Below are 24,120 nucleotides of genomic sequence, written 5' to 3' on the forward strand. Positions count from 1 at the left end.
CCGCTCAAGGCATAGGTATGAGAATAAATCGGTTCCAGGACTGAGCTATTGTATCTATTGAATGTAAGAAAATATGACGATTAATTTATTTTGAAAGTTAAGCGACCAGCTTATCTAAGTAAATTTTAAGGTGAGCCTACTAGACTATTGAGTCTAGTACCTGAAGCCACCAAATACTTAATAAATGTTTAATTTGAAAGTTTAATCAACTCCAATTAGAAGTTGCTTTATTGTCGGGGAGATAACATTTTGATATCACAAAATAAACTTGCAGATATGGAAAAATCTTCGCCTCAAAGCTTATTTGGAGCAGATTGGCGTTCCATCTCTAATCTGTGGCGACTTATAATCATAGGCTGCTTGGTTTTAGGAATTGCACTACGATTTGTCAATTTGGAGGGTAAAGTTTATCAGCATGATGAAACATTTACTTCATTAAGAATTTCAGGATACACCGAAGCCCAGGCTGTGCAAAATCTGTCACAAGCAGGTGTGGTTAGCCTTGATGATATCAAAAAATATCAGCAGTATAATCGTGAAACTACCGTTAACGATACTATCAAAGGCTTAGCTGCTGAAGAATCGCAGCTAACGCCCCTATATTTCATTCTGACCAGGTTTTGGACGGGAATCTTTGGTGACTCCATCGCAGCAATTCGTATTCTATCTGTAATAGGCAGTATTTTAGCTTTGCCTTGCATGTATTGGTTGTGCTGGGAACTCTTCAAATCTGCCTCAGCCGGATGGTTGGGAATGGCAATCTTGGCTATTTCTCCCTTCCAGATTCTCTATGCTCAGGAAGCACGTCCTTACAGTCTGTGGGCAGCTACCCTTTTACTGTCTAGTGCTGCTTTGCTCAGGGCTGCACGAGTACAGACAAAAGTAAGTTGGTTAATTTATACCCTAACTACAGTTCTCAATCTTTATACCTGTCTATTTTCAATATTTATAGTGATTGTTCATGGTCTTTACATATTAGGAATTGAACGGTTTCGACCCAGCCGACGGATGCTATCATTTGCAATTACCTTGGGCATCAGTCTTCTCGCTTTTTTACCGTGGATTCTTATTCTTCTATCTACAACAGAACAGATTAATCATGCTACGCGGTGGACGTGGACTGTCAATAATGCTTTATCCCTATCCGATCTTTATCGCCAGTGGATGTACTACCTTAGCGTTGGATTTGTTGATACAGGTGGACAGGTATTTCCAACACCTTTGAAGTATTTCTTCTCTTTAGCTTACTGGGTCTCGCGTTTTCTAGTTGTGTATGGGCTTTACCTACTCTGCCGCAAAAAGCTTTGGCAGGCTTGGCTGTTTGTTCTGCTGCTAATTCTTGTTCCTGCTCTTGGATTAATCTTACCTGACTTAATATTCGGGGGAACTCGATTTCTGGTTCCGCGCTACATGGTTCCACTGTTCTTAGGCTGCCAAATTGCTGCAACTTATGTTGTGGCTCGCAAGTTGCCAGGGCGCGGCATTAAGCATCGGCAGCAGACAGTATGGCAAGGAATTACAGCCATTATGCTTATTGCAGGTATTTTGTCTTGTGGATTAATCGTTCAGTCGAGTACCTGGTGGAACAAAGGAATTAGCAATAACAATCCAGCCATAGCCCAAATTATTAATCAAGCTAAGAACCCCTTAGTCATTAGCGATACTGGACTTGGTGACCTTCTTTCCTTAACTCACTATCTAAAGCCAGAAGTAGATTTGTTAGTTAGACCCTATTGCTACACCGCGTGTCAGGTTGATCCTGCCTACCGCGCCTTAGAGCTTTCTCCCTACTTGCCGTCGATTCCTTCAGGTTACACTGACGTGTTTTTGTTCTACGCCCGACCTCAACCTCTCTGGCAGAAGCGGTTGAAGGAAGCCAAGTACTATCCTCTAGAGGTTTTGGCAAAAAAAGATGAGGAATGGCTCTGGAGGGTGAAACAATAAATATTAGATTGCCGGGATAATAGCGATCGCGTCATCTGCCCATCCCAAGTTCTCTATTCAAAATGCTGCTCATCTCAATCAGTCTCTTGGCGTTTTATCTTGCCTGGAATCTAGGAGCCAATGATGTCGCCAATTCTATGGGCACTTCGGTCGGTTCTGGGGCGATTACGCTAAGACAGGCGCTCGTCATTGCGGGCATTTTAGAGCTTGCCGGAGCCTTACTGTTCGGACAAAATGTTTCGGCGACTCTGGCAACCAAGATTGTCAATCCTGCTCTATTTGCTCCCAATCCGGCTGAGTTTATCTGGGGAATGATCGCGGTAGTGATGGCTTGCGGCATTTGGCTCAACATTGCGACCGTGTTGGGACTGCCTGTGTCGTCCTCCCATGCAGTGGTAGGGGCGATCGCCGGATTTGGCTGGCTGGCGGCAGGGCTAGAAGCCGTTGCTTGGAAGTCAATTGGCATGATTACGCTGAGCTGGGTGCTTACGCCTGTGATTAGCGGGGCGATCGCCGCCTTGTTTTATGCCATCCTTCAGCGCAGCATTATTCAGTCTGCCGACGCGCTAGTGCGTTGGCAGGAGTTTGTGCCCTGGCTAGGTGCCGTTGTTCTGGCAACATTCGGGCTTTTGGTACTGCCAACGATCGCGCAAGGGCTGCAACAGGTGATGCAAGACAAACTGGGAGAGAGCTGGAATTTGCCTGTGCATACGCTGGTCATTGGTATGGAGGCGATCGCCACCTTTAGCCTCACCTGGTTTAGCTTGCGAAATTTGCAGTTGCAAAACTTGCAGTCACAAAACTTGCAGTCTACGGCTGAACTTAGCTCAGCTCCTCAAGCTTCAATTGAAGCTCAGCTCATCTCGTTTCAGATTCTCAGCGCTTGCTTTGTGGCGTTTGCTCATGGAGCCAATGACGTGGGAAATGCGATCGCCCCCCTTGCCGCCATCGTCTTTGTGCAGCAGACTGGCTCGGTTCCCATGGGCAATTTTCAGACTCCGCTCTGGGTACTGCTCTTGGGTGGGGTGGGCATTGTCGCTGGGTTGGCAGTATGGGGTAAAAAAGTGATTGCGACAATCGGAGAGGGCATTGTGTCGCTTCAGCCTAGCGGCGGCTTCTGTGCGCAGTGGGGCGCGGCAACAACGGTGTTGCTCGCTTCTCAACTGGGGCTGCCCGTGTCTACCTCCCATGCGATCGTGGGGGGAGTCGTAGGCGTGGGTTTAGTCCAGGGTCTAAAGGCAATTCGGCTCAATATGCTGCGAGATATTGCTCTAGCTTGGGTGGTGACGATTCCAGCGGCGACAGGTCTAGCCGCTGGGCTTTTCCTGATCTTTTCTGCGATCGGGCGATCGGCTTCGTGAGGCTTGAGATGGGAAAGGTCATGAGCAAGGTTAACTGAACGACTGCCCTTCCTTAACTGAGGCTTTACCTTCATGCCATAAGCTGCACGGAGGCTAGATAAGAATCGTTTTTTCTTTGGAGAGAGCTTCAAAGGCAAAAGTTATAGATCACAAGCCCATAACATAGCTCTCTTAGGATCTGGATCTCAGTTTTTACATGACTTTTGAACTGCCCTCGTCCCGAAGCTCGGATCTTTGGCAGCCTAATCGACAGATGAGCAAACTATCTGAAGGGGCTGCTAAAGCTACATTTACGCTGTTTGCCCTAGTTTCGGTGGCGACTACTTTGGGCATTATCCTCACGCTAATCTTTGAGACGATCGAGTTTTTTCAGGTTGTCCCACTCTGGCAGTTTTTGACTGAAGATCGGTGGACTCCACTCTTTGCGGATGCCCACTTTGGCATTTTTGTCTTGGTCAGCGCTACGCTGCTCACGTCTGCGATCGCGATTTTGGTCGCTGCGCCCATAGGTCTGCTGGCGGCCATTTTTTTGAGCGAGTATGCTAGCCCAAAACTGCGTCAGTGGTTAAAGCCCATGCTGGAGGTTTTGGCGGGTGTGCCTTCGGTCGTCTATGGCTACTTTGCCCTGCTGTTTGTCACGCCGCTTCTACAGCAGATTATTCCCGATTTGCAGGGTTTTAATGGGTTGAGTGCAGGTTTGGTGCTGGGCGTTTCTATTATTCCGTTGATTGCTTCACTCAGCGAAGACGCGATTTATGCAGTGCCCCGCAGTTTGCGAGATGGTGTGTATGCGTTGGGCGGCACTAAGCGCGAGAGCATTATTTCGGTCGTTTTGCCTGCGGCGCTTTCGGGAATTGTTGCTTCGCTGATTCTGGCGGTTTCACGGGCGATCGGTGAAACTATGATCGTGACGCTGGCAGCCGGACAGAATCCGACTCTGGGCTTTAATCCGCTGGTGCCGATCCAAACAATGACGGCTTATATCGTGCAGGTAAGTCTGGGGGATACGCCTGCCGGATCGCTGGCATACAAAACCATTTTTGCTGTAGGCATGACGCTGTTTTTGATCACGCTAGCGCTGAACGTTTTTAGCTTCTGGTTCGTTCGCCGTTTCCGAGAAAAATACGAATGACGGTTCAAGATTCAAGGAAAAGTTTGTTCATTAACCCGCTCCCCAGTAGCGGTATGTTTACGGCAAATTTGCCCCAGCGCTATCGGCTCGATCGCCTGTTTGTCTTCTTCTGTCGAGCGGCGATCGTTCTCTCGATTTTGGCGCTGGCTATTTTGATGTATGACTTCTTGGTGGATGGATTACCCCGACTCAACTGGCAGTTCATCACCAGCTTTCCCTCGCGCAGAGCTGCTTCTGCGGGCATTGCTCCAGCTCTAGTGGGCACCATTTGGATGCTGCTTGTGGTAACTTGTGTTGCTTTTCCTATCGGAATTGGGGCAGGGATTTATCTTGAGGAATTCTCAGGGGATAGCTGGTTCAGCCGAGTCATTGAGGTGAACATCAACAATTTGGCGGGTGTGCCGTCTATCATCTACGGGCTGCTGGGGCTGCAAATTTTTGTGCGCGGCATGGAACCAATTACGGGTGGGCGATCGGTGCTTGCGGGCGGTCTGATTCTCTCTCTGCTGGTTTTGCCGATTGTCATTGTCACCACGCGAGAGTCTCTGCGCGCTGTGTCAGACAGTATCCGGCAGGCGGGAGCAGCGCTAGGGGCAACGCAGTGGCAGGTCGTGCGAGAGCAAATCTTGCCCATTGCAGTTCCGGGAATTTTGACGGGCACCATCTTGGCATTGGCACGAGCGATCGGTGAAACTGCGCCGCTAGTAGTGCTTGGGGCACTCACATTTGTGCCTTATTTGCCTACAAATCTGCAAAGTCCGTTTACAGTGTTGCCCATTCAAATTTATAACTGGATTTCTCGCCCTCAGCCCGCGTTCCATGACAATGCGGCTGCCGGAATTATTGTGTTAATGCTGGTGCTGCTCTCCATGAATGCAACCGCTATCTATTTTCGCAACAAGTTTCAGAAGATACGTGCCTAATCTTCTGGAGACTCTGGATCTATTGAGCATCTGCTCCCCCAATCTATGCTGACCTCAGAAGCCAATAAAGCCAGAGCAAGCCGCAGACCTGAGCGCATTCTCATTGTTGAAGATGAAGAGTCTATTCGAGAGGCGATCGCTCATTCACTGCAACGGGAAAGCTATGAGGTGCTCACCGCTGCAGATGGCACGGCGGGTCTTGATCTAATGCAGCGGGGCAATGCTGCGATCGCCTTTGATCTGCTGATTCTAGACTTGATGCTGCCGGATATGAGTGGCTTTGATCTCTGTCGGCAAATCCGTCATCAGGGCAGCAACTTGCCAATTTTGATCATTAGCGCTAAGTCGAGTGAGGGCGATCGGGTCACGGGTTTGGACTTGGGAGCGGATGACTATCTGCCTAAACCTTTTGGAATGCGAGAGTTGATTGCACGCTGTCGGGTGCTGCTTCGCCGCTGGGATGCGCCCCCTCCCCCCCCTCCGCTTCTGACGGTTCGAGACATTGTGCTAAATTTGCATTTGGCAAATGTGCTCGTCCGGGGCAAAGAGATTTCCCTATCTCCTAAAGAATTTCAGCTTTTGGAGATTTTTATGCTGCATCCCCGCCAGGTTTTGACGCGAGAGCAGCTGATGAAGCAGGTTTGGGGTAGAGAAGCGATCGGAGACTATAAAACGCTGGATGTGCATGTACGGTGGCTGCGGGAAAAATTAGAAATCAATCCTAGTCAACCTGAATATTTGATTACCATGCGCGGATTTGGCTATCGCTTTTGCTGAATTAATCCACCTCTTTTGAGTAGCTTTCTTATCATTATTTAGTGTTAAGATACAGAGCCGCAACTAGAGAAAAATGGATCAACTTAATCGTCTGAAAACTTTGCGCTCTTTACTCCCTAAAGAGGCGTTTATTCCTGATTCTGGCAAGCTCGTTATCCTGGTCATTAATCTATTGATCTTCATCGCAGGCTTGACGATCGCCCGTGATTTAGATCAGTGGTCTTTAGGGTGGCTCTGGCTGTATTTGCCGCTGGCAATCGTGATGGGAAACAGTGTGGTTGTGCTTCTGTTCTCTTCCCATGATTTACTTCATGGTAGCGTGATCAAAAATCCTCGTCTGGCGCATTTCATCAGCCTGTTTGGATTGGCACTGCTGTGGATGCCGCCGACGCTTTGGAAAGTTGTCCACAATCAAAAGCATCACACCCAAACCAATGCAATGGATGATCCCGATCGCAGCTACCTCTTGCAGCAAAGCCAGACTTGGGGTAAGTGGATTCAGAATCTTGTGGTGCCCTCAGCAGAGGTTAATTCCTTCTATTTGATCCTGGGAATGGCAACAGCTTGGGGAACCCATACCTTTCGCCACCTCACCTCAGTTTTGCAGATTAACCCATCTGGCTTTGGCCCCACTCCGATCGCATCTAACGCCAACAAGCGCAAAATGATTGCAGGAGAGCTGTTGATTATCGCCTTGGCTCACTTCAGTATTCTAGCTTACCTGAAGTTCAGCTTTTTGAGTATACTTCTGGGTTACTTGATGCCGATTTGGATTGGATATGCGGGAGTGATGTTTTATATTTATACGAATCATTTTCTTTGCCCTATGACAGAGATAAATGATCCATTTTTCAATAGCCTTTCTATCAAGGTTTACAAGTTTTTTGATCTACTTCATTTTAATTTCTCTTATCACACTGAGCATCATTTTTTCCCCAGCATCAATTCAGATTATTATCCGCTCTTGAGAAACTTGATCCTAACTCATTATCCTAATCGCCTTAACTTGCTGACGGCAGGTGACGCGTGGCAGAGTTTGCTGAATACTCCCCGTCATTACAAAGATCAGCAAACTTTAACGGATTGGTCGGGCAATAAGTCTGTGATCTGCCCCTGTGTTTCAGAGCCAGCGATCGCCTCTCCTCAGAGAACGGGCATCAAAGAAACTGCTTGAAGAAGATGGGGCGTTGCTGATTGGGTAATGATATGCCTTGGATTTACGTCCTGTAATCGCTCTTGCTTTGTGAACCAATACCTGAAAATCATTACGAATTTAGCAACGCCTGAAAGGTTTTTTGTATCGGGTTGTCACCACTGCCGCCAAGATTTCGCCGGTTGCCTCATCCACTCCCAAATGCAACTTGCGCCATGTCCGTCGCTTGCTCACTCCGTGTTGACGGGTTTTCCATTCCCCTTCCCCATACACTTTCACCCCGGTTGAATCCACTACCACATGCCGAGCACCCTCCTTGAGCATCACGGGTAATGCAACCGATAACTGACCCAATCGGCGTGATAGAGTGCTGTGGTCAGGCACCGATAAATCAATTTCCATTAACTCAAAGATGGATTCCACAAAGCCCTGGCATTGTCTTCCTGCTAGACGATACACTGCTTTTAGCGTTGCCATTGTCGCAATCGCCAATTCGCTATAAAGCTTAGATGCTCCAGGTTTACCGCTTAAATTCTCAACAATCCATGCCTCTAGCACGGACTCCTCGACCCAGAAGGTGAGGCTTCCCCTCTGCTTCAATCCAGCGTTATACTCAGACCAGTTGCGGATGCGGTGTTGAGGTTTCATTGCGTGGTTTTGGTGTGGTAGTTGAAACTTACCATGTCTCCTACCCTCCGCAACCCCCCTTCATGCAACAACGCCGTGGGCGATCGCCAATTCCATGCTGTCTCGCAATCTAATTTCGCGCCAATAGCCCTAATCTAACTGCCATGGATATTTCCAGATAGTATCAAAGTCATCGGCGCTAAAGGCATTTTGTTCTTCTGACTCCTGAAATAGTTCCCAATAGTTGTGCTGAGAAAGGTAATTGCCATGGTGTTAATGATTGGAGGTTAAAGGGTGCGATCGCCGACTAATGGGGATACACATTGGTGTTCCAGCAACGGGATCTTTAACAATCCGACTCTCTAAACCAAAAACTTCTCGCACTGTTCCTTCTGTCATCACATCAGCGGGAATTCCTTGCGCCACAATCTGTCCTTGTCGTAGAGCGATGACAAAGTCTGCGTAGCGACAAGCTTGATTCAGATCATGTAAAACCATGATGATCGTTCGTCCCTCCACCTGATTAAGGTCATAGAGCAAATCCAAAATCTCGATTTGATAGGCCAGATCTAAAAATGTTGTGGGTTCATCTAGCAATAGAATGGCAGTGTTTTGTGCCAAAGCCATAGCGATCCAGGCTCGTTGCCGCTGTCCTCCCGACAGGCTATCCAACGGACGCTCTGCTAACTCTGTCATATTCGTAATGGCAAGGGCTTGTTTGGTAAAGTTTTCATCTTCCTCCGACCATTGCTGAAGCCAGCCTTGATGGGGATAGCGCCCCTGTGCAACTAACTCTCTCACGGTCAATCCTTCGGGGGCAACAGGGCTTTGGGGCAGCATTCCCAATCGTTTTGCAACTTCCTTAGTAGATAGTTTGAAAATGGAAGCGCTGTCCAGATAAACTGTTCCCTTAATAGGTTTGAGCAATCGCGCTAATCCTCTGAGCAACGTAGATTTGCCGCAGCCATTAGAGCCAACTAAAGCAGTAATCTTCCCTGATGGAATGGCTAGATCTAGCTCGTTAAGAACGATCGCCTGATCATAAGCAAGTGTCAGTTTACGAGTGGTTAAGGCAGGTTCAGAATGGGTGAAATCAGAATTGATGGGCGTGATGATAGCCATAGGGTTTAAGCATTACGGTTACGATAGAGCAGATACAGAAAATAGGGTGCACCCACGGCGGCTGTCACTACGCCACAGGGAAGCTCGATCGGGGCAAAAAGCGATCGCCCTAACAGGTCAGAAAATGAGACGATTAATCCGCCCACTAGGGCTGAAGTTGGGACTAATCCTTCATGAGCATTGCCCACGAGTTGACGTGCTAAATGAGGAGCCATTAGCCCCACAAAACCAATCGTGCCTACGGCCGCCACACTAGCTCCAGAGAGAGCTACGCAGGTTATGAGCAACAAGCCTCGCTGCCATTCCACCCGGCTGCCCAAGCCCCGTGCTATTTCATCTCCCAGGTTTAATGTATTTAATTCTCGCGCCAAAAGTAAAGATGCTGGGATAAACAAAATCAGCCAGGGTAGCAGCGCTTGAACGTGTTCCCAAGTGCGACCATAAACACTTCCTGCTAACCAGACTAACGCCTGACTGACATCGCTAATCTCGCCAAAGGTGATCATGACGCTGGTGAATGCAGAGGCGATCGCTCCTACTCCTATTCCGACTAAAATCAACCGAATTGGTGAACTGCCATTTGCCCATGCCAGTAGATAAACTAGGGCTGCTGCGATAAATGCTCCGGTAAACGCGGCGATCGGTAGAAAGAAAACGGGTACGGATGGAAAGAGGACAATTATTGTCACTGCAAATAATCCAGCTCCTGCTTCCACTCCAATAATTTCAGGAGCCGCCAATGGATTACGGGTCAACCCTTGCATAATTGTTCCGGCGATCGCTAAAGCTGTTCCTACTAAGAATGCAGTAATGACTCGCGGCAACCGAAGTGTGTGAATGACAAAATTGTAATCAGGATTATTAGTAGATAATCCTAAAATCGTTTTAATAACATTTAGCGGTGAGATAGGGTATTCTCCATAGCCAATGCTAATTACCATGATCATCAATGTCATTATGATTAGAGCTAACAATACCCAAGGAACTCGACGATCGATCCGCATTGAGAGAAGGGATTTCTGAGTCCGAATTACTATCCAACTGTTTGTCATAGCTCTTTCAAAAACTTCTCAAAATAACGCTGAATGCAATGACGCTAAAGATGGTGCTAAAGGTAAAAACCAATCAGGACTTGATCTTGCGCCTTGCTAGGTAAATAAAAAATGGCGCCCCCACTAAGGCAGTCATGATGCCTACCGGAAGCTCTTGCGGTTTAATGACTAAACGAGCGGCTAAATCTGCTAGAGAAAGCAACATCGCCCCCCAAATTGCAGCATAGGGCAGCAGCCAACGATAATCGACACCGACCCAAAAACGCACGATGTGAGGCACAACTAAGCCAATAAATCCAATAGGCCCAGCTAAAGATACGGCGCTGCCTGCTAACAGAACAACTGCCACAGCGGCGATCGCTTTAACCCATCCGATTTGTAACCCAAGCCCTTTAGCCACATCTTCTCCTAGGGTCAAAGCCGTGATTTGTTTACTCAAGCTAAAGGCGATGATTAAGCCAACGACAATGTAGGGCAACACCTGAACCAAACTATCTAAATCTCGCCCTGCCACCGATCCGGCTAGCCAAAAGCGAATTTCATCTAGGGTGCGTTGGCTAAGAATGAGAATGCCTGTGGTTAAAGCCGACATTAAATAGGAGAGGACAGCACCCGCCAAAATTAGCTTGAGGGGTGTCATGCCGTTTCGTCCGACTGAACCCAGAGTGTAGACCACGATCGCCGCGATCGTCCCTCCCGCAAAGGCAATCCAAGTGTAAGATTGAACGGATAAACTACCCCAGAAAAAAGTGCTGACCACCACGGCGAGGGCGGCTCCGGCGCTAATTCCTAAAATACCGGGATCTGCCAAAGCATTCCGGGTCAGTCCTTGCATTAACGATCCAGCAACTGCTAATGCTGCTCCCACTGCCGAGGCAATCAGAACGCGGGGCAAACGAACTGTTGTGATAATTAAATGATTGGTAGAACCATCAAAGGCAAAGAGCGCCCTCCAAACCACATCGGGGCTAATATCTGCTGCACCCAAGGTAAGGCTGATCAGGGAGCAAACGACCAACAGCAAAATGCCGACTATTAATCCTAGTAACCGGAATGAATGCGATCGCTTTGATGGGAGTTGTTGCTGCAAATAAGACTGAGATGTATTCATGATTTCGATCGCTGCGTGGCAATTCCTAACGTCGCTCCTTCGATCGTCCTCACTTGATCCATCACTTCAATCACCTGACCATGATCTACAGTGCGATCGGCATTAATGACAACTAAGACTTTATTTTGTTTTCCTTTTGCAGATTGAATAGCAGTCTTTAGGTCTTGAGCGGTAACAGCTTTGCGATCGAGAAACAGTTTGCCCTGGTCATCAATTGTTACAGTTACTCTCTTTTGCTTAGTATTAGTCTGCGTGGAAGTTTCGGCATTGGGCAAATTAACGGGTAAACCTTCCGAGCGCGTTAAAAACAACGTCGCCATGATGAAAAAGGTTAGAATCGCAAAAATCACATCGATCATGGGCACGATGTTGATCTGAGGCGGTGAGTCAAAATCTTCGTCGCGGATGGTCATAGTTTTAGTTGAACGAAGGGAAGAGTTAGGAGAAAACAGAACTGAGAGAATTAGAGACTTTTCTACTCTCTTAACTTGATCAGCTCAGCAGAATTTTCTGTCCGTCTTTCTTGATGGCGACAAAAATGTAGTGCTTCCAACTGATTTGTATATTCTTGAATTAAGGTCAACTGGCGGCGATAAAAACCTCGGAATACATTAGAAAACATCAGCACCACCAGTGCCACAATCAAACCCGTTGCAGTTGAAATCAGCGCTTCACTGATTCCGCCTGTCACTGCAGCGGTGCCTTCTTGCCCAACACCGCCCAAATCTATATTGGCGAAGGATTGAATTAAGCCTGTGACTGTTCCTAACAAACCTAGCAGCGGAGCAGATGCAACGATCGTGTCGAAAATTGTGTTGAATCGACGTAATAGCGGTAACTCGGCTTGAATGGCACCTTCAAGAAAATTGTGAAAGGCTTGGGGCGGCGCATAGTCCATTTCTAACGCTTCCATAAAAATGCGGGCAATGGGTAAGTCGCTGTTTTGCTTCAGCTTGGGCAGAACGTCATCAGAGCCGTTTTGATAATCTGCCAGTACACCGCGCACAATCCGCCGCTGTTGACGATTAACCTTTGACCAAAAAATACAGCGCTCAATAATTAAGGCAACCGCTAAAACTGAAAACCCCAGCAGCGGATACATAACGATCCCACCTGCGGCAAACAAATCAGTCAGGAACATAAGCGAACCTTTGAAGTAATGTTGCTCAGCCCGAATACCCTGCCATAACTCGTTGCCCACCCAACCCAGCGTTATCTGACCTGAGAGAGAAAGCTGTAAATCAGTAGCCAGCATTCGAGCGATCGTACTATTTTATAGTGTTGCAAGACTCTCTCAACAAGTCATATAAAAAATAACTATTTACAATTCCCCGAAGTGTCATGATCTTCTAACTCAGACAGAACTGAAATATCGAGAAAAGCTCTTCTAGACTGGGCTTTAGTCCTTTGACCCAGGCTTTTGATCCAATGTTTTTTGAGTATTGGGTCGTTTTATCTTGAGTTTAATGTCATAGATTTGACCCTGTAGCTGCTTAGTAGTTGCAATAGCTGGTAAATTAAGACATAGTTTCCCCTTCCTCGGCAAAATGGCTCTCCCAAAATTTGCAGACCAAAAGCGAGAGCAGGAAAAGAATGGCAAGGCTCCCCGATCAGGCGATCGTCAAAACGCCAGCCTAGCCTGCCCATAATTGCTGCATGAAGAGCAGTAAAGTTCAGCCGCTATGCCAATGTTGACAACAGAAGATTCAGTCCCACTTGGTGCGGCTGCTCAAACAGGATCAACTGGAAGAAACTATTGAAGCGAAGCCTTATACGGACGGTTTCGCCAGTAAGGTTGACTTGAAAAAGAACTTTTCACGCTATTCAAGCAGAGAGCGATCGAATTCAGTTATGGCTGTTGCCAGTTTTAGGATATTTCCCGATTGAGAACTAGCTTCTTGCAGACTCAGTGAAGTGAGGGTGGTTCAGGCGGCACCAAATTCCCTCTGCGCCTATCGACCGATCGCATCACCTCAATCGTGCTCTTGATGGTAGCGGCGATCGGCATTGCCAGCACAACTCCCAAAAAGCCCGCCACCCGGAAGCCGACTAGCAGAGCCACCACTACCCAAATGGGGTTAAGACCCGTGAAATTTCCTCGCAGACGAGGGGCAATAATGTTGTCAGTAATTTGCTGAAAGAAAACACCTGAAATCAGAATTTGAGCGGCAGTCCAATAACCCTGGATGCCCAGTGCCAAAAGTGTGACAATGCCAATGCCGATCGTTGCTCCAAACAACGGCACAATTTCAAAGAAGCCAATCAAGAGCGCAAACGAAAGGCTATATCGAATTTGCAGAACCAGAAAAATCGGCAGCAAAAACAGCACCATCACCAAAGACAGTAACAATTGAGTCAAAAAGAACTGATGGAACTGCTGTTGCAGAGAGTCGCTAAGGGCAGTCCCTAACTTTTCGGGTAAGAGGCTGATGATGCCATGCCAAAAGCGATCGCCATATAGCAGCATATAAAACGCCAGCACGATCAGAAAAATGGTGGCAAACACTTGTCCTAGCGTGTTGACCGCCAGTTCTGGCAGTAGCCCCACGGTACCCTGAATTTGAGAGGTTGCCTGGGTGACGATTTGATTGAGATCAAGGGGCAACTGCCGCTCGTTAATCAGATTTTGAAACCAGGTGAGATTGCGATTGCCTGCCTCCAGCAGTCGCGGCAGCCCCTGCAAGATTTGGGTTGCCTGATCAGCTACGATCGGGATTAGCGTCACGGCAGAAACAATCACTACGATCAAAAACGAAGACAGCACCAGTAAAATTGCCTGGGTGCGGTTGAATCCAATGCGCTGAAAAAAACGGACAATGTAGTTGAGCAGCAGCGCCAGCACAGCACTCAAAGTTGTAAAAGTAATAATTCCCTCAAAATAGCTAAACAATTGACCTAAAACCCAGAGGTTCAAGGCAATTATTGGACCGCTCAACCCGTAGAGCAAATAGCGTCTAACCAGTTCTGAAAGCTTCATCAGGTATTCATTTGCCCGAACTTTTTACGTTGACTACTTCTACAGCTTCTGCTTTGATTTTGCTTTTCAAAGAAACTAGGGGGCTAGCATCTGCTGAAGTACCTGCTGGATCACCTCTGTGGACACTTGATCGGTCACGGTTACAGATCCAATTTGGGTAGGCAAAACGAATCTTACCCGTCCCGCTCTTACTTTTTTGTCGGTTTGCAGGGCTGTTAAGATTGCTTCAATATCTATTCCTGCTGGTAGTTGAGTCGGTAGTCCCGTTTTCTCAATGAGCCGTCGCTGGCGATCGCTCTCCTCTTGCGTCCACATTTCCAGCGCCACGGCAATTTGCCCAGCTGCGACCATGCCGATCGCCACAGCTTCTCCATGATTGACCACCCGGTATCCGGTCAAGCTCTCAACGGCGTGACCAACTGTATGTCCGTAGTTGAGAATGGCGCGCAGTCCCGCCTCTTTTTCGTCTTTGCTGACAACATGGGCTTTTGCCTGACAAGAGCAGGTGAGAATTGTTTGCAGCAGCTCCGCGCTGACATAACGCTGCTGATCGAGGCGATCGGCAGCTTCTAGCTGAGCAAACAGCTCTGTATCCCAGATCACGCCATATTTAATCACCTCTGCCATGCCTGCCCGAAACTCACGGGGTGGCAGGGTCGCCAAGACCTGCGGATCAACTAGCACCAGACGCGGCTGATAAAATGCACCAATCAGGTTTTTCCCTTGGGGATGATTGACTCCCGTTTTGCCGCCGATCGATGCATCCACCATGGCTAGTAGCGAAGTAGGCACTTGGACAAAGTTGATGCCCCGCAGCCAAGTTGATGCCGCAAAGCCCGACATATCGCCGACAACACCGCCTCCCAACGCGACGATCGTCGAAGAACGTTCCAGCCGATGCTCCAAGGCAGTATCGTAGATTTTTTGAATCGAAGCCAGGGTTTTGTAGCGTTCACCTGCGGGTAGCATGTGCGAAATCACCTGAAATCCTGCCTCAGTCAAGGAGGCGATCGCCTCTTCTCCGTAGCGCTTGAAAATCATTGGATTTGACACCAGTAGCACCTTTTGACCTAGCTTCAGCGGCTGCATCCAAGTGCCCAAACGGGAAAGCCCACCAGGGACGATCGCCACCTCGTAAGACTGCTGGGGTAACTCTACGGAAATCGCTGATGTCATGGGATGTTTCTCACGCTGGACTCTTGCTGACACTAGAACAGGCGAGCCGCCCGTTAAAATCAATACCAGTGACGCTGTATTTTACTCCACAACGGCTCTCAATGGCTTCCAGATATAGTGCGATCGGCAGGTTGGTGATCCCCTAGACATGCTGTTGATGTTTTTGAAAGGGGCGCTCCGCGCCCCTTTCAAAAACATCAACAACACCTTTGAAACACTACTCGGTAAGTTATGCGGTGGAGCAGGCAGCCTGCCCTTCCGCCATGGCGCTCTCTAAATGCTTAATCAGCATTGCCTGAGAAAGTCCGCTCTGAATATGGCTCCAAGGCAGCACCTGCTCTGTTGACCAGTTGGCATGAACGTAGTAATCCAGCTCTGGCAGCTCTCCTCGTAGCTCCTTAAACGCACGACGGAAACTGCCCAACGTGTCGCCATAGTGACGGGCTAACTCCAGAAGGGGGGCAAGACGGCGATCGCCCCTAGAAATTAACGCCTGAATGACCGACCAGCTGTAGCTTTCGGGGCGAAAATCAATGCCCTGCGATCGCAACTGCTTTTGCAGCGACTTGAGCCGTTTCTCAGCATCCGGGCTGACCCCAAACCACTGAAAAGGGGTATGGGCTTTGGGCACAAAGGTGCTACACCCGTAGGTGAGCCGCAAACCTGGAGCCGCCCGCTTCAGGTTTCGCAGCATTGCCACCGTTAGATCCAAGTCTTCTGGCTCCTCGCCGGGAATCCCCGCCATGCCGTAGAGCTTGAGGGCGCTCAATCCCCCGGCTTTGGCGTTGATGGCGGCTTGGGTAATTTCGTCATTTTCCAGCTTTTTGTTGATGATGCGTCGCAGCCGATCGCTGCCGCTTTCTACAGCGATTGTGATTGAGCGGGAGTCATGCTTTACCAGGACACGCGCCAGCTTTTCTGTGACAGTATTGGTGCGAACAGAGGAGAGGCTGAGGCGTACATCATCATACTGTGGGCGATCGAGATGATCGAGCAGCGCATCAAATTCTGGGTGTTGCGTCACCGAGGCTCCTAGTAAGCCCAGACGGTGGGTGACTTGTAAGCCGCGATCGATCGCCGGGATCAGCGAAGCTTCTAGGCTTGCCGCTCGAAAGGGGAGCGTTAGGTAGCTCGCCAGACAAAAGCGACACATCTCTGGGCAGCTTCGCACCACCTCCACCATGTAAATGCTTTCCCAGGCCGCTTTTTCAGTCACCACCGTCGAAGCCGAAAGCGTGTTGCCCCGATAGGTCTGCTTCTGCACCTGTGCCGGAATCGCGGCATCCATCGGCTGAATCGACTGAATAGCGCCATCTGGGCAATCGTAAGTGACGTGATACAGACTAGGGACATAAATACCCGGAACCTGCGCCAGGTGCCGAAGCTGAGTAGGGCGATCGGCATAGCGCACTGCCTTAAATGCCTCAATAAATTCTCCCAGCAGCTGCTCCCCATCCCCTAGCAAAATCAGGTCAAAGAAACTAGCAAAGGGTTCAGGATTAGCGGTCAAGACGGGGCCGCCGCCGAATATGAGCGGGTGGGAAGTGCGATCGCCCGCTCGAATGGGAATCTGCAAAGACTCTAGCAGGTTGAGGATATTCACATAGTCCAACTCCCAGGAGAGCGAAAAGCCCATCAGCTCTGGAGCGGTGGGCAACGGCTCATGCAGGTCGGTGAACAGGCGGCTGACCTCTACATCGCTGCGAGCAGCCAAAGTTGCCCACACAACCTGGTACCCCAAGCTGGTAATGCCAACGCTGTACTCGTTTGGGAAAGCAAAAATCGTGGCGATCGCCTCTCCATCTGGTGTGGCGGGAGTGAACAAAAGGTGTTCGGATTCAAAAGCAGAAGTTGGAGACATGAGGAGGAGTTCGGTAGGTGGAGCGCACCTGCTGAGGGCAAAAATTCTAGCAAAAACTAGAGGGCAGAAGTTACAACAAGTCTAACTAAAGTCATCCAGAATTCCAGCTTATACAACCCAGCTTAAGCCACATTCAGCCTAGCATCTGCTTCTCAAACCGTTTAATGACAGATCTACATAGCCCCGTATTTACTCGGAATTTATTTGGAAGCTAGGTGTAAAAAATAAACCCAGAATTCACGGTATACACCGTAGGCTTTTACCTGTTTTTCATATAAACCTATGTATAGACAAAGAAATAAATCTGCTGATTCAGTAACATAATTATTTCTTTTCTTTAAGTTGGGTTTCAAACAAATTAACAAACGGCTATTTGCCCCACGAATTCAAGCCAAAGATAGCGAAACACAGCCTAAGTTTATTTTTGTTCAATCTTATTTTCATCAACACTAAATAAATACAAATTAATAATGGAGCTAGTGAGAGAATATCTGAGTAGATTCAGCCAGGAAAGGTGGCAAGTAGAGCAGGTAAGAAATTTAGGCTGCTTTAGTTGCTATATTCGCTCCTGAATTTACAGTCGAAAGGTTTTCCTCGCCTTCTCTGATTTACTTCTCATCCAGGGCAGCAACAGCGAAACAAAAGTAAGGCATCAAAACGAGACTTTAGAGTCGAGAAGGTTAGATTTATGGTGAAGTCAGTGGACGAGAAGCATGGAACGTTTGTCCCACTTTCAGAGCGGTTTACAGACGGCGGTGCCCGGTTTGCCGAACCTCGAAAACTTGAGGCAGACTGTCTTCTAGAAAAAGCGGTTGAGCAATATCAGATTCGTAACTTTCAGGCGGCGCTGAAAACCTTTCAGCAGGGCTTGGAAACTTACCGCGATTTGCAAGATTTGCAGGGTAAAGGACGCTGTTTAGGAGGATTGGGGCTAATTTACTATGCTTTGGGCAACTATCCTGAAGCGATCGCCTGCTCTCACCAAAGCTTGACCATTGCCCGCCAGTTTAAAGACCTGCCAACTGAGCGTCAGGCGCTCAGCAATTTGGGGAACTCCTATCGCCATCTGGAAGACTATGGCAGGGCGCTAGATTACAAACAGCAAAGCCTGACCGTTGCCCAGAAGAATGGCGATCGCCGAGGCGAAATGGCGGCACTTAACAACCTGGGCATGGCGCACAAAGCCATGAATGACTGTCCTCAAGCGATTTACTACTACCACAAAAGTCTGACCATTGCCCGCGAGATGTCAGATATGCAGGTTGAGGGACAGGTGTTACGCAACTTGGGCAACGCCCATCATGCGATGGCAAATTATGCTCAAACGGTTGTGTGCTACGAGCAACTCCTAGCGATTGCTCGCCAAGATCCCGATCGCCAGACCGAAGCGCAAGTCCTGAAAAACCTGGCAAGCGCCTGTTACACCCTCGGAGACCAGCCTAGGGCGATCGCCTATCATCAGCAGCGTTTGGCGATCGCCCGTCTCCAGGGAGATTTTCGCGCTCAAGAGCAGGTGCTAGAAAGTTTAGCTGTCCTGCATGACAGTTTGGGCGATTATGAAAGGGCAATCCAGTATCACGAGCAGCGGCTCAGCGTCGTTAAAGCCCTGCAAGATGAGCGGCTAGAGCAACAGGTGTTAGCTAGTCTCAGGACTGTCTCTTGTGCGATCGGCGATTTTTCTAGGGCGAATAAGTATTAGTAGGATTTTGGATCTTAGATGTTTGATAACCTGACAAGCTATCCCTATGCTTCGGGTCGGCGCGTGGTGATGGGCAAGCGCCATGCGGCGGCTACGAGCCAACCGTTAGCGACCCTAGCGGGGATGGAGATGTTTTGGGCAGGGGGTAATGCGGTCGATGCGGCTCTGGCAATGGCGATCGCCCTAACGGTAGTTGAGCCAACCTCTAATGGCATTGGCTCAGATGCCTTTGCGATCGTCTGGGAGGGAAAACCGCATGGACTAAACGCTTCGGGCAAAAGCTCTCAAAGTCTACAGGTTTCAGATTACGCGGGTTTGGCAACGATGCCGCAATTTGGTTGGCGGAGCGTGACGGTGCCAGGTGCAGTTTCTGCATGGCGATCGCTTTGGGAGCGCTGGGGTAAACTGCCCTTTGAACAGCTCTTTGCGCCTGCGATTCGCTACGCCGAAGAGGGTTTTCCTGTATCTCCAGAGACGGCAAGGGCATGGCAAACAGCTGAGGCTTTGTTTGTGCCCTTGAATGCACCGGAATTTCAGTCCTTTAAACAAGTGTTTTTTGAGGGCGATCGCGCTCCCAGAGCTGGAGAAATTTGGGCGAGTCCGGCTCATGGGGCAACGCTGCGAGAAATTGCTAGTACGGGAGGCGAGAGCTTTTATCGGGGCGAACTGGCTAACCGCATGGCTGCCTTTGCTGACGAAACGGGTGGAATCTTGACCGCCACAGATTTGGCAGATCACCAGCCGCTTTGGGTAGAGCCAATTTCCACAGATTACCGGGATTTGACCCTGTGGGAAATTCCACCCAACGGACAGGGAATTGCGGCATTGCTGGCGCTGAATATTCTGGAAGGATTTGACCTGTCTCGCTATCCCAGAGATTCAGTAGAGAGTTTTCATCTGCAAATCGAGTCGATGAAACTAGCGTTTGCCGATGTTCATAGCCATGTCTCAGATGCAGATTGGCTGAGGGTTTCAGCGGCCGAGCTGCTAGATAAAAGCTACGCTGCCCAGCGCAGAAAACGGGTGAGCGATCGCGCCACTATTGCCTATCCTCACATTCGCCAGGGCGGCACGGTCTATCTGGCGACTGCCGATCAAGACCTAATGGTTTCATTTATTCAATCTAACTACGAGGGCTTTGGCAGCGGCATTCTGATTCCTGACACGGGGATTGCCCTGCACAATCGCGGCATGGGCTTCTCGCTAGAGCCAGATCACGCCAACTGTCTTGCCCCAAACAAGCGACCTTTTCACACGATTATTCCAGGATTTTTGAGTCAAGGCGATCGCCCCCTAGGCCCTCTAGGCGTGATGGGCGCCCATATGCAGCCGCAGGGACATCTACAAATGATGGTCAATCTGAGGGATTATGGCATGAACCCCCAGGCGGCTTTGGATGCGCCTCGCTGGTGCTACACGACAGGTAGATCCGTGCTGCTGGAGCAATCGGTACCGCGATCGTTAGCTTTGGGCTTGAGCGATCGCGATCATGCCGTGCAGGTGATGGCAGAAGCGCGTCCCTTTGGCAAAGGGCAGATGATCTTACGGCAAAATGGTGTGCTGGTAGCCGCCTCCGAACCCCGCGCAGATGGGCTGGCGTTGGCAGGATAAAGGACGCAACTTTAAATTAGGACTTACGCAAGCCCTCTAGCTGTAGTGTATTTTTGTTATGTGTGGTGGGCGCAGCCCACCACACATAACAAAAATGCGTAAGTCCCATAAATTTGTGATTTTGAACCTTTAAACTCTTATAGCAACCGCCAAGCGGTTAGGACGGGGACATTTAGAGTGGGGCGTGAAGCGCCCCACTCTAAATGTCCTAAGCAAACTGGCGACAGCTATATTGCCACAGCGTACAAATCACCTTGCCGAAGACTAATCCTATCGACTAGGCTAGGCTCAAATTTCTTCGCGCTGAGTAAGATTTATGACATCTAAAGTATTTGTCGCTGTTGCCCTGATCGCTATGGGTGGAATTTCGAGTTTTTGGGAGCCTGCGATCGCCGCTCCTCTTGCCGTCGAGCAATTGGCACAAGTGCAAGGACAAATCTACCGCGAACCTACAGGACTCTTTGAAATCTCGCTGCCAGAAGGCTACACCTATGAACAGACGGGCAGCGGCATTGCTTTTACCTCGCCCGATCAAAGATTTGGAGGTTCTGTCGATTACGGATCTGCTCAGGGCAACGTGCTTAGCATTGCCCAACTGGAAGCCTCTCTCAAATCAGAGTATGAAAAGCGGCTCTCAGATCTAGTGTGGCAAGGATCTTCATCTCAGCCCGATGGTAGCTTACGCATAGACTGGCTAGGGCGCGACCCACAGGGCAATGCTTTAGACGCTGTTTCCTTTGTAGAACAGCGAGGCAACACGATTTTTATCTTGAATCTATTTGGGGTAAATGCAGATTATCAGGATTACAATGCCGATGCTGAAATAATTGTTGGCGGCTATCAGGTCAGCACGCGATCGGCTTCGACAGGCACAATTCCTGCGAACAAGGCTTTTCCCGCTAGCGTTCTGTTTAGCCGCGTGAGTTCTGAAGCGCCTGCTAACACCCTGCGTTTAAGTGCAGAGCCTAGCCGTGCCGCACAATGCGGTCAACTCATTGCTGTAGCCAATCAAGCCGTTTCCACCGTGCAGGGCATTGCCCAGGGCGCAAATTCAGGCAGCACAGCAGCCATGTCTGGGATTGCCGAAGCCAGCGATCGCTTTGCCAACGAAATGCAGGCATTACAGCTTACCGATCCGCAGCTTGCGGGTTTCCAGAACCGATTTGTGTCAATGTATCTAGACACAGGCAGCGCTACTCGCGCCATCGTTGAAGCCGCAGAAAATGAAAACCCAGAGGTGGCTCAAAGCAGCTTTGCTGCGCTGAAAACAGCAACCGATCGCGAGTCCCCCTTGGTTAGTGATATCAATCGCTACTGCGCTTCGTAGCCTGTTACGGCGCTACGCGCTTAGATCCAATGAGTTATTTTTGAGAGCCGCGTGGAGCGCGGCTCTCAAAAATAACCTGTCCTAACTTAATTACATAGCGCTATGAAGCTTGGGAAGGATGTGAAGCTTCCCTCTCAGAAATAGCCAACAGCAGACAAACGGCATCCCGACCTCTTGATTCCAGTGTCATCATAAAGAAGCGCCATGAGGCGATGTTCTGATTGGTTGGCGCTTGTACATGAATGTTTTGGAAGCAGTTCACCTGCAAAAGATTTACCGCGATCGTCAAAAGACCGTTGCTGCTGTTCAAGAAGTTTCCCTCACCTTAGCCGCAAAAGAAGTCCTGGCTTTCCTGGGGCCAAACGGCGCAGGTAAAACCACCACCATCAAAATGATTGCCGGACTGATTTTGCCTGATCGCGGCAGCGTCAGAATTGTCGGACGCGATCCGCATCGCGATCCCAAGGCATTGCGATCCGTGGGAGCCGTGCTAGAGGGCAACCGCAACGTTTACTGGCGGCTGACTCCCGAAGAAAATCTAGAATATTTTGGCGTGTTGCGCGGGCTAACCCGCAAGGTAGCTCGTCAGCGTGCCCAAACTCTGCTAGAGCGATTTGACTTGACGGACAAGCGCCATAGCCAGGTGCAGAAGCTGTCTCGTGGAATGCAGCAGAAATTAGCGATCGCTGTTTCCCTGATTCACGATCCGCAGCTATTGCTGCTAGATGAGCCGACCTTGGGTTTGGATGTAGAAGCCACCGCAAGCGTCAAGCAGCTCGTGCGCGAAATCGCGGCGGAGGGACGCGCCATTTTGCTGACCACCCATCAGCTTGATATTGCCGAAGAACTCTCCGATCGCGTTGCCATTATTAGCCAAGGCAAAATCGTCATCGAAGAACCCACCTCTGAGTTAATCCGGCAGTTTTCCGGTACCGCCTACCGAATTGAGCTAGAACTGCCGCTTGATGACGATCGCACTCAAAAAATTGGGGCGCTGGGGGCAGTTGTAGAGGGCGATCGCATCCTTGTTGAAGACATTACGCTGCTCTATCCCATTTTGGATATTCTCAAGCCCTTGCCTTTGGTGCGCCTAGAGAAAGATCGGACTAATTTGACAGAAATTTTCTTGAAGCTTGTAGGCAGCAATGCATTAGGCAGCAGTACATTAGGCACCAACCCATGATATTTGAACTCTTTCTAGCGGAATTAAGACGGAGCTTCATTCAATCTACCCGCTACTCCGCCGAAATCATTGGTGGCATCGTCGGCACCACCATTATTTTCTATGGTTTGTTTTTGAGCACCCGATATGTTGCAGGGGGAGGCTTTCAGTTTGGCGATCGCTTCGACTCAATCATCATTGGCTACGTGCTTTGGACATTAATGATCTTCATTCAGGGCAGTATCTCAGGCAATCTCCAGGATGAGGCTAGAACCGGAACCTTAGAGCAAGTTTTTCTCTCCCCTTACGGCGCATCGCAGGTCTTTTTGTCAAGGGCGATCGCCAGTCTCCTGATCAACCTCGTTATCAACATCAGCATTTTACTGATCATCGTTGCCCTTACGGGAAGCAACATCAGCTTTCCCTTAATTTTGGTTTTACCCCTGCTCACCGTTTTGCTAGGGGCATACGGTCTGTCATTCATTATGGGATCGTTAGCCCTAATTCTGAAGCAAGTTCAGCAAGCTCTCAGCATCTTTCAATTCGGACTTCTGTTTCTATTTACCGCTCCCATCGAAAGCTGGACAGGCGGCATGAAAATCCTAGGCTACTGTATGCCCATGGCTCCGGGCGCAGGCTTGCTACGTGACGTTATGGCACGAGGCGAAGCTTTAGATGGCGGCAGATGGGCGATCGCCCTCCTCAACGGCACCCTCTACTTCAGTCTGGGAATGCTCCTCTTTCGCTGGTCAGAACGAGAAACCAAGCGCCGAGGCAAGCTTGGAGGCTACTAAACTTGGAGGCTACTAAACTTGGAGGCCACCAAACTTACAGACCAAAAAGCCGACCGAGTAAAGCCAGCTTTATTTTGAACTTTAGATTTTGGAGGTAATTGGAAATTCCTGGGCGATCGGTCAAAGCACCTCTAGTAAACAGCCACCCCCGATCTGCCCAACCAATGCGAAGCGATCCCAACGACTCATCTAAAGCCTGATGCGGAGGGGGTGTGGGGGACGCGCCCGTCCTCCGCTAGGGGTTTGGGGGAATCCCCCAAGGCTGTTCGGCTGTTTCTCAAACCTCAAAACCATTCCAGCCCTTAGTAGAC

Annotated in this window: 19 protein-coding genes and 1 pseudogene; 11 read left to right on the top strand and 9 right to left on the bottom strand. The window is 49.3% G+C overall.

The window, feature by feature from the left end:
* Window positions 1-249: 249 nt before the first annotated feature.
* The 6 genes from AC5JMP_RS12025 (at window position 250) to AC5JMP_RS12050 (ending at window position 7,311) form a co-directional block, all read left to right on the top strand.
* Complete coding sequence (locus AC5JMP_RS12025; protein ID WP_495851698.1) at window positions 250-1,944, top strand: glycosyltransferase family 39 protein; 1,695 nt, start codon at window positions 250-252, stop codon at window positions 1,942-1,944.
* Window positions 1,945-2,006: 62 nt separating this feature from the next.
* The gene (locus AC5JMP_RS12030) at window positions 2,007-3,305 is read left to right on the top strand and encodes an inorganic phosphate transporter (RefSeq protein ID WP_495851699.1); all 1,299 of its coding nucleotides are present in this window, start codon (window positions 2,007-2,009) and stop codon (window positions 3,303-3,305) included.
* A 253-nt stretch (window positions 3,306-3,558) separates the two neighbouring features.
* Window positions 3,559-4,437 carry a phosphate ABC transporter permease subunit PstC gene (gene pstC / locus AC5JMP_RS12035; RefSeq protein WP_495851700.1) on the top strand — a complete coding sequence of 293 codons (879 nt, stop codon included), beginning with the start codon at window positions 3,559-3,561 and terminating at the stop codon, window positions 4,435-4,437.
* Complete coding sequence (gene pstA, locus AC5JMP_RS12040) at window positions 4,434-5,360, top strand: phosphate ABC transporter permease PstA (RefSeq protein WP_495851701.1); 927 nt, start codon at window positions 4,434-4,436, stop codon at window positions 5,358-5,360. The genes pstC and pstA overlap by 4 nt, the downstream gene beginning before the upstream one ends.
* A 45-nt stretch (window positions 5,361-5,405) precedes the next feature.
* Window positions 5,406-6,137 (top strand): response regulator transcription factor, encoded by a 732-nt coding sequence (locus AC5JMP_RS12045; protein WP_495851702.1) that lies wholly within the window; start codon window positions 5,406-5,408, stop codon window positions 6,135-6,137.
* 73 nt (window positions 6,138-6,210) lie between these two features.
* Window positions 6,211-7,311, top strand: a complete 1,101-nt coding sequence (locus AC5JMP_RS12050; RefSeq protein ID WP_495851703.1) for a fatty acid desaturase family protein — start codon at window positions 6,211-6,213, stop codon at window positions 7,309-7,311.
* 129 nt (window positions 7,312-7,440) lie between these two features.
* On the opposite strand, the pseudogene AC5JMP_RS12055 reads toward AC5JMP_RS12050, so the two are convergent.
* From AC5JMP_RS12055 to AC5JMP_RS12095, 9 genes and pseudogenes are all read right to left on the bottom strand, one after another.
* Window positions 7,441-7,938, bottom strand: a pseudogene (locus AC5JMP_RS12055) (IS5 family transposase); the annotation flags it as partial.
* 252 nt (window positions 7,939-8,190) lie between these two features.
* Window positions 8,191-9,039 (bottom strand): ABC transporter ATP-binding protein, encoded by an 849-nt coding sequence (locus AC5JMP_RS12060; protein ID WP_495851704.1) that lies wholly within the window; start codon window positions 9,037-9,039, stop codon window positions 8,191-8,193.
* 5 nt (window positions 9,040-9,044) lie between these two features.
* Window positions 9,045-10,091, bottom strand: a complete 1,047-nt coding sequence (locus AC5JMP_RS12065; protein WP_495851705.1) for a FecCD family ABC transporter permease — start codon at window positions 10,089-10,091, stop codon at window positions 9,045-9,047.
* 73 nt (window positions 10,092-10,164) lie between these two features.
* Entirely contained in the window at window positions 10,165-11,202 is a 1,038-nt protein-coding gene (locus tag AC5JMP_RS12070; protein ID WP_495851706.1) for a FecCD family ABC transporter permease, read from the bottom strand.
* Window positions 11,199-11,615 (bottom strand): ExbD/TolR family protein, encoded by a 417-nt coding sequence (locus AC5JMP_RS12075; RefSeq protein ID WP_495851707.1) that lies wholly within the window; start codon window positions 11,613-11,615, stop codon window positions 11,199-11,201. The genes AC5JMP_RS12070 and AC5JMP_RS12075 overlap by 4 nt, the downstream gene beginning before the upstream one ends.
* Before the next feature lie 62 nt (window positions 11,616-11,677).
* Window positions 11,678-12,343, bottom strand: a complete 666-nt coding sequence (locus tag AC5JMP_RS12080; RefSeq protein ID WP_495851732.1) for a MotA/TolQ/ExbB proton channel family protein — start codon at window positions 12,341-12,343, stop codon at window positions 11,678-11,680.
* Between the two features lie 765 nt (window positions 12,344-13,108).
* Window positions 13,109-14,179, bottom strand: coding sequence for an AI-2E family transporter (locus AC5JMP_RS12085; protein WP_495851708.1), 1,071 nt, complete (start codon window positions 14,177-14,179; stop codon window positions 13,109-13,111).
* 75 nt (window positions 14,180-14,254) lie between these two features.
* A complete protein-coding gene (gene aroB / locus AC5JMP_RS12090; protein ID WP_495851709.1) occupies window positions 14,255-15,355 on the bottom strand; it encodes a 3-dehydroquinate synthase in 1,101 nt (366 codons plus the stop codon).
* A gap of 229 nt (window positions 15,356-15,584) precedes the next feature.
* Complete coding sequence (locus tag AC5JMP_RS12095) at window positions 15,585-17,216, bottom strand: B12-binding domain-containing radical SAM protein (protein ID WP_495851710.1); 1,632 nt, start codon at window positions 17,214-17,216, stop codon at window positions 15,585-15,587.
* A 688-nt stretch (window positions 17,217-17,904) separates the two neighbouring features.
* Between AC5JMP_RS12095 and AC5JMP_RS12100 the strand changes: the two genes are divergently transcribed.
* From AC5JMP_RS12100 to AC5JMP_RS12120, 5 genes are all read left to right on the top strand, one after another.
* Window positions 17,905-18,915, top strand: coding sequence for a tetratricopeptide repeat protein (locus AC5JMP_RS12100; RefSeq protein WP_495851711.1), 1,011 nt, complete (start codon window positions 17,905-17,907; stop codon window positions 18,913-18,915).
* Window positions 18,916-18,933: 18 nt separating this feature from the next.
* Window positions 18,934-20,526 (top strand): gamma-glutamyltransferase family protein, encoded by a 1,593-nt coding sequence (locus AC5JMP_RS12105; RefSeq protein ID WP_495851712.1) that lies wholly within the window; start codon window positions 18,934-18,936, stop codon window positions 20,524-20,526.
* A gap of 316 nt (window positions 20,527-20,842) precedes the next feature.
* Window positions 20,843-21,853 (top strand): hypothetical protein, encoded by a 1,011-nt coding sequence (locus tag AC5JMP_RS12110; protein WP_495851713.1) that lies wholly within the window; start codon window positions 20,843-20,845, stop codon window positions 21,851-21,853.
* Between the two features lie 238 nt (window positions 21,854-22,091).
* Window positions 22,092-23,036 (top strand): ABC transporter ATP-binding protein, encoded by a 945-nt coding sequence (locus AC5JMP_RS12115; RefSeq protein ID WP_495851714.1) that lies wholly within the window; start codon window positions 22,092-22,094, stop codon window positions 23,034-23,036.
* On the top strand, window positions 23,033-23,809 hold the full coding sequence (locus tag AC5JMP_RS12120) for an ABC transporter permease (RefSeq protein ID WP_495851715.1): 777 nt from the start codon (window positions 23,033-23,035) through the stop codon (window positions 23,807-23,809). Before AC5JMP_RS12115 ends, AC5JMP_RS12120 begins: the two co-directional genes overlap by 4 nt.
* Window positions 23,810-24,120: the final 311 nt, after the last annotated feature.

This window comes from Drouetiella sp., assembly GCF_059504425.1.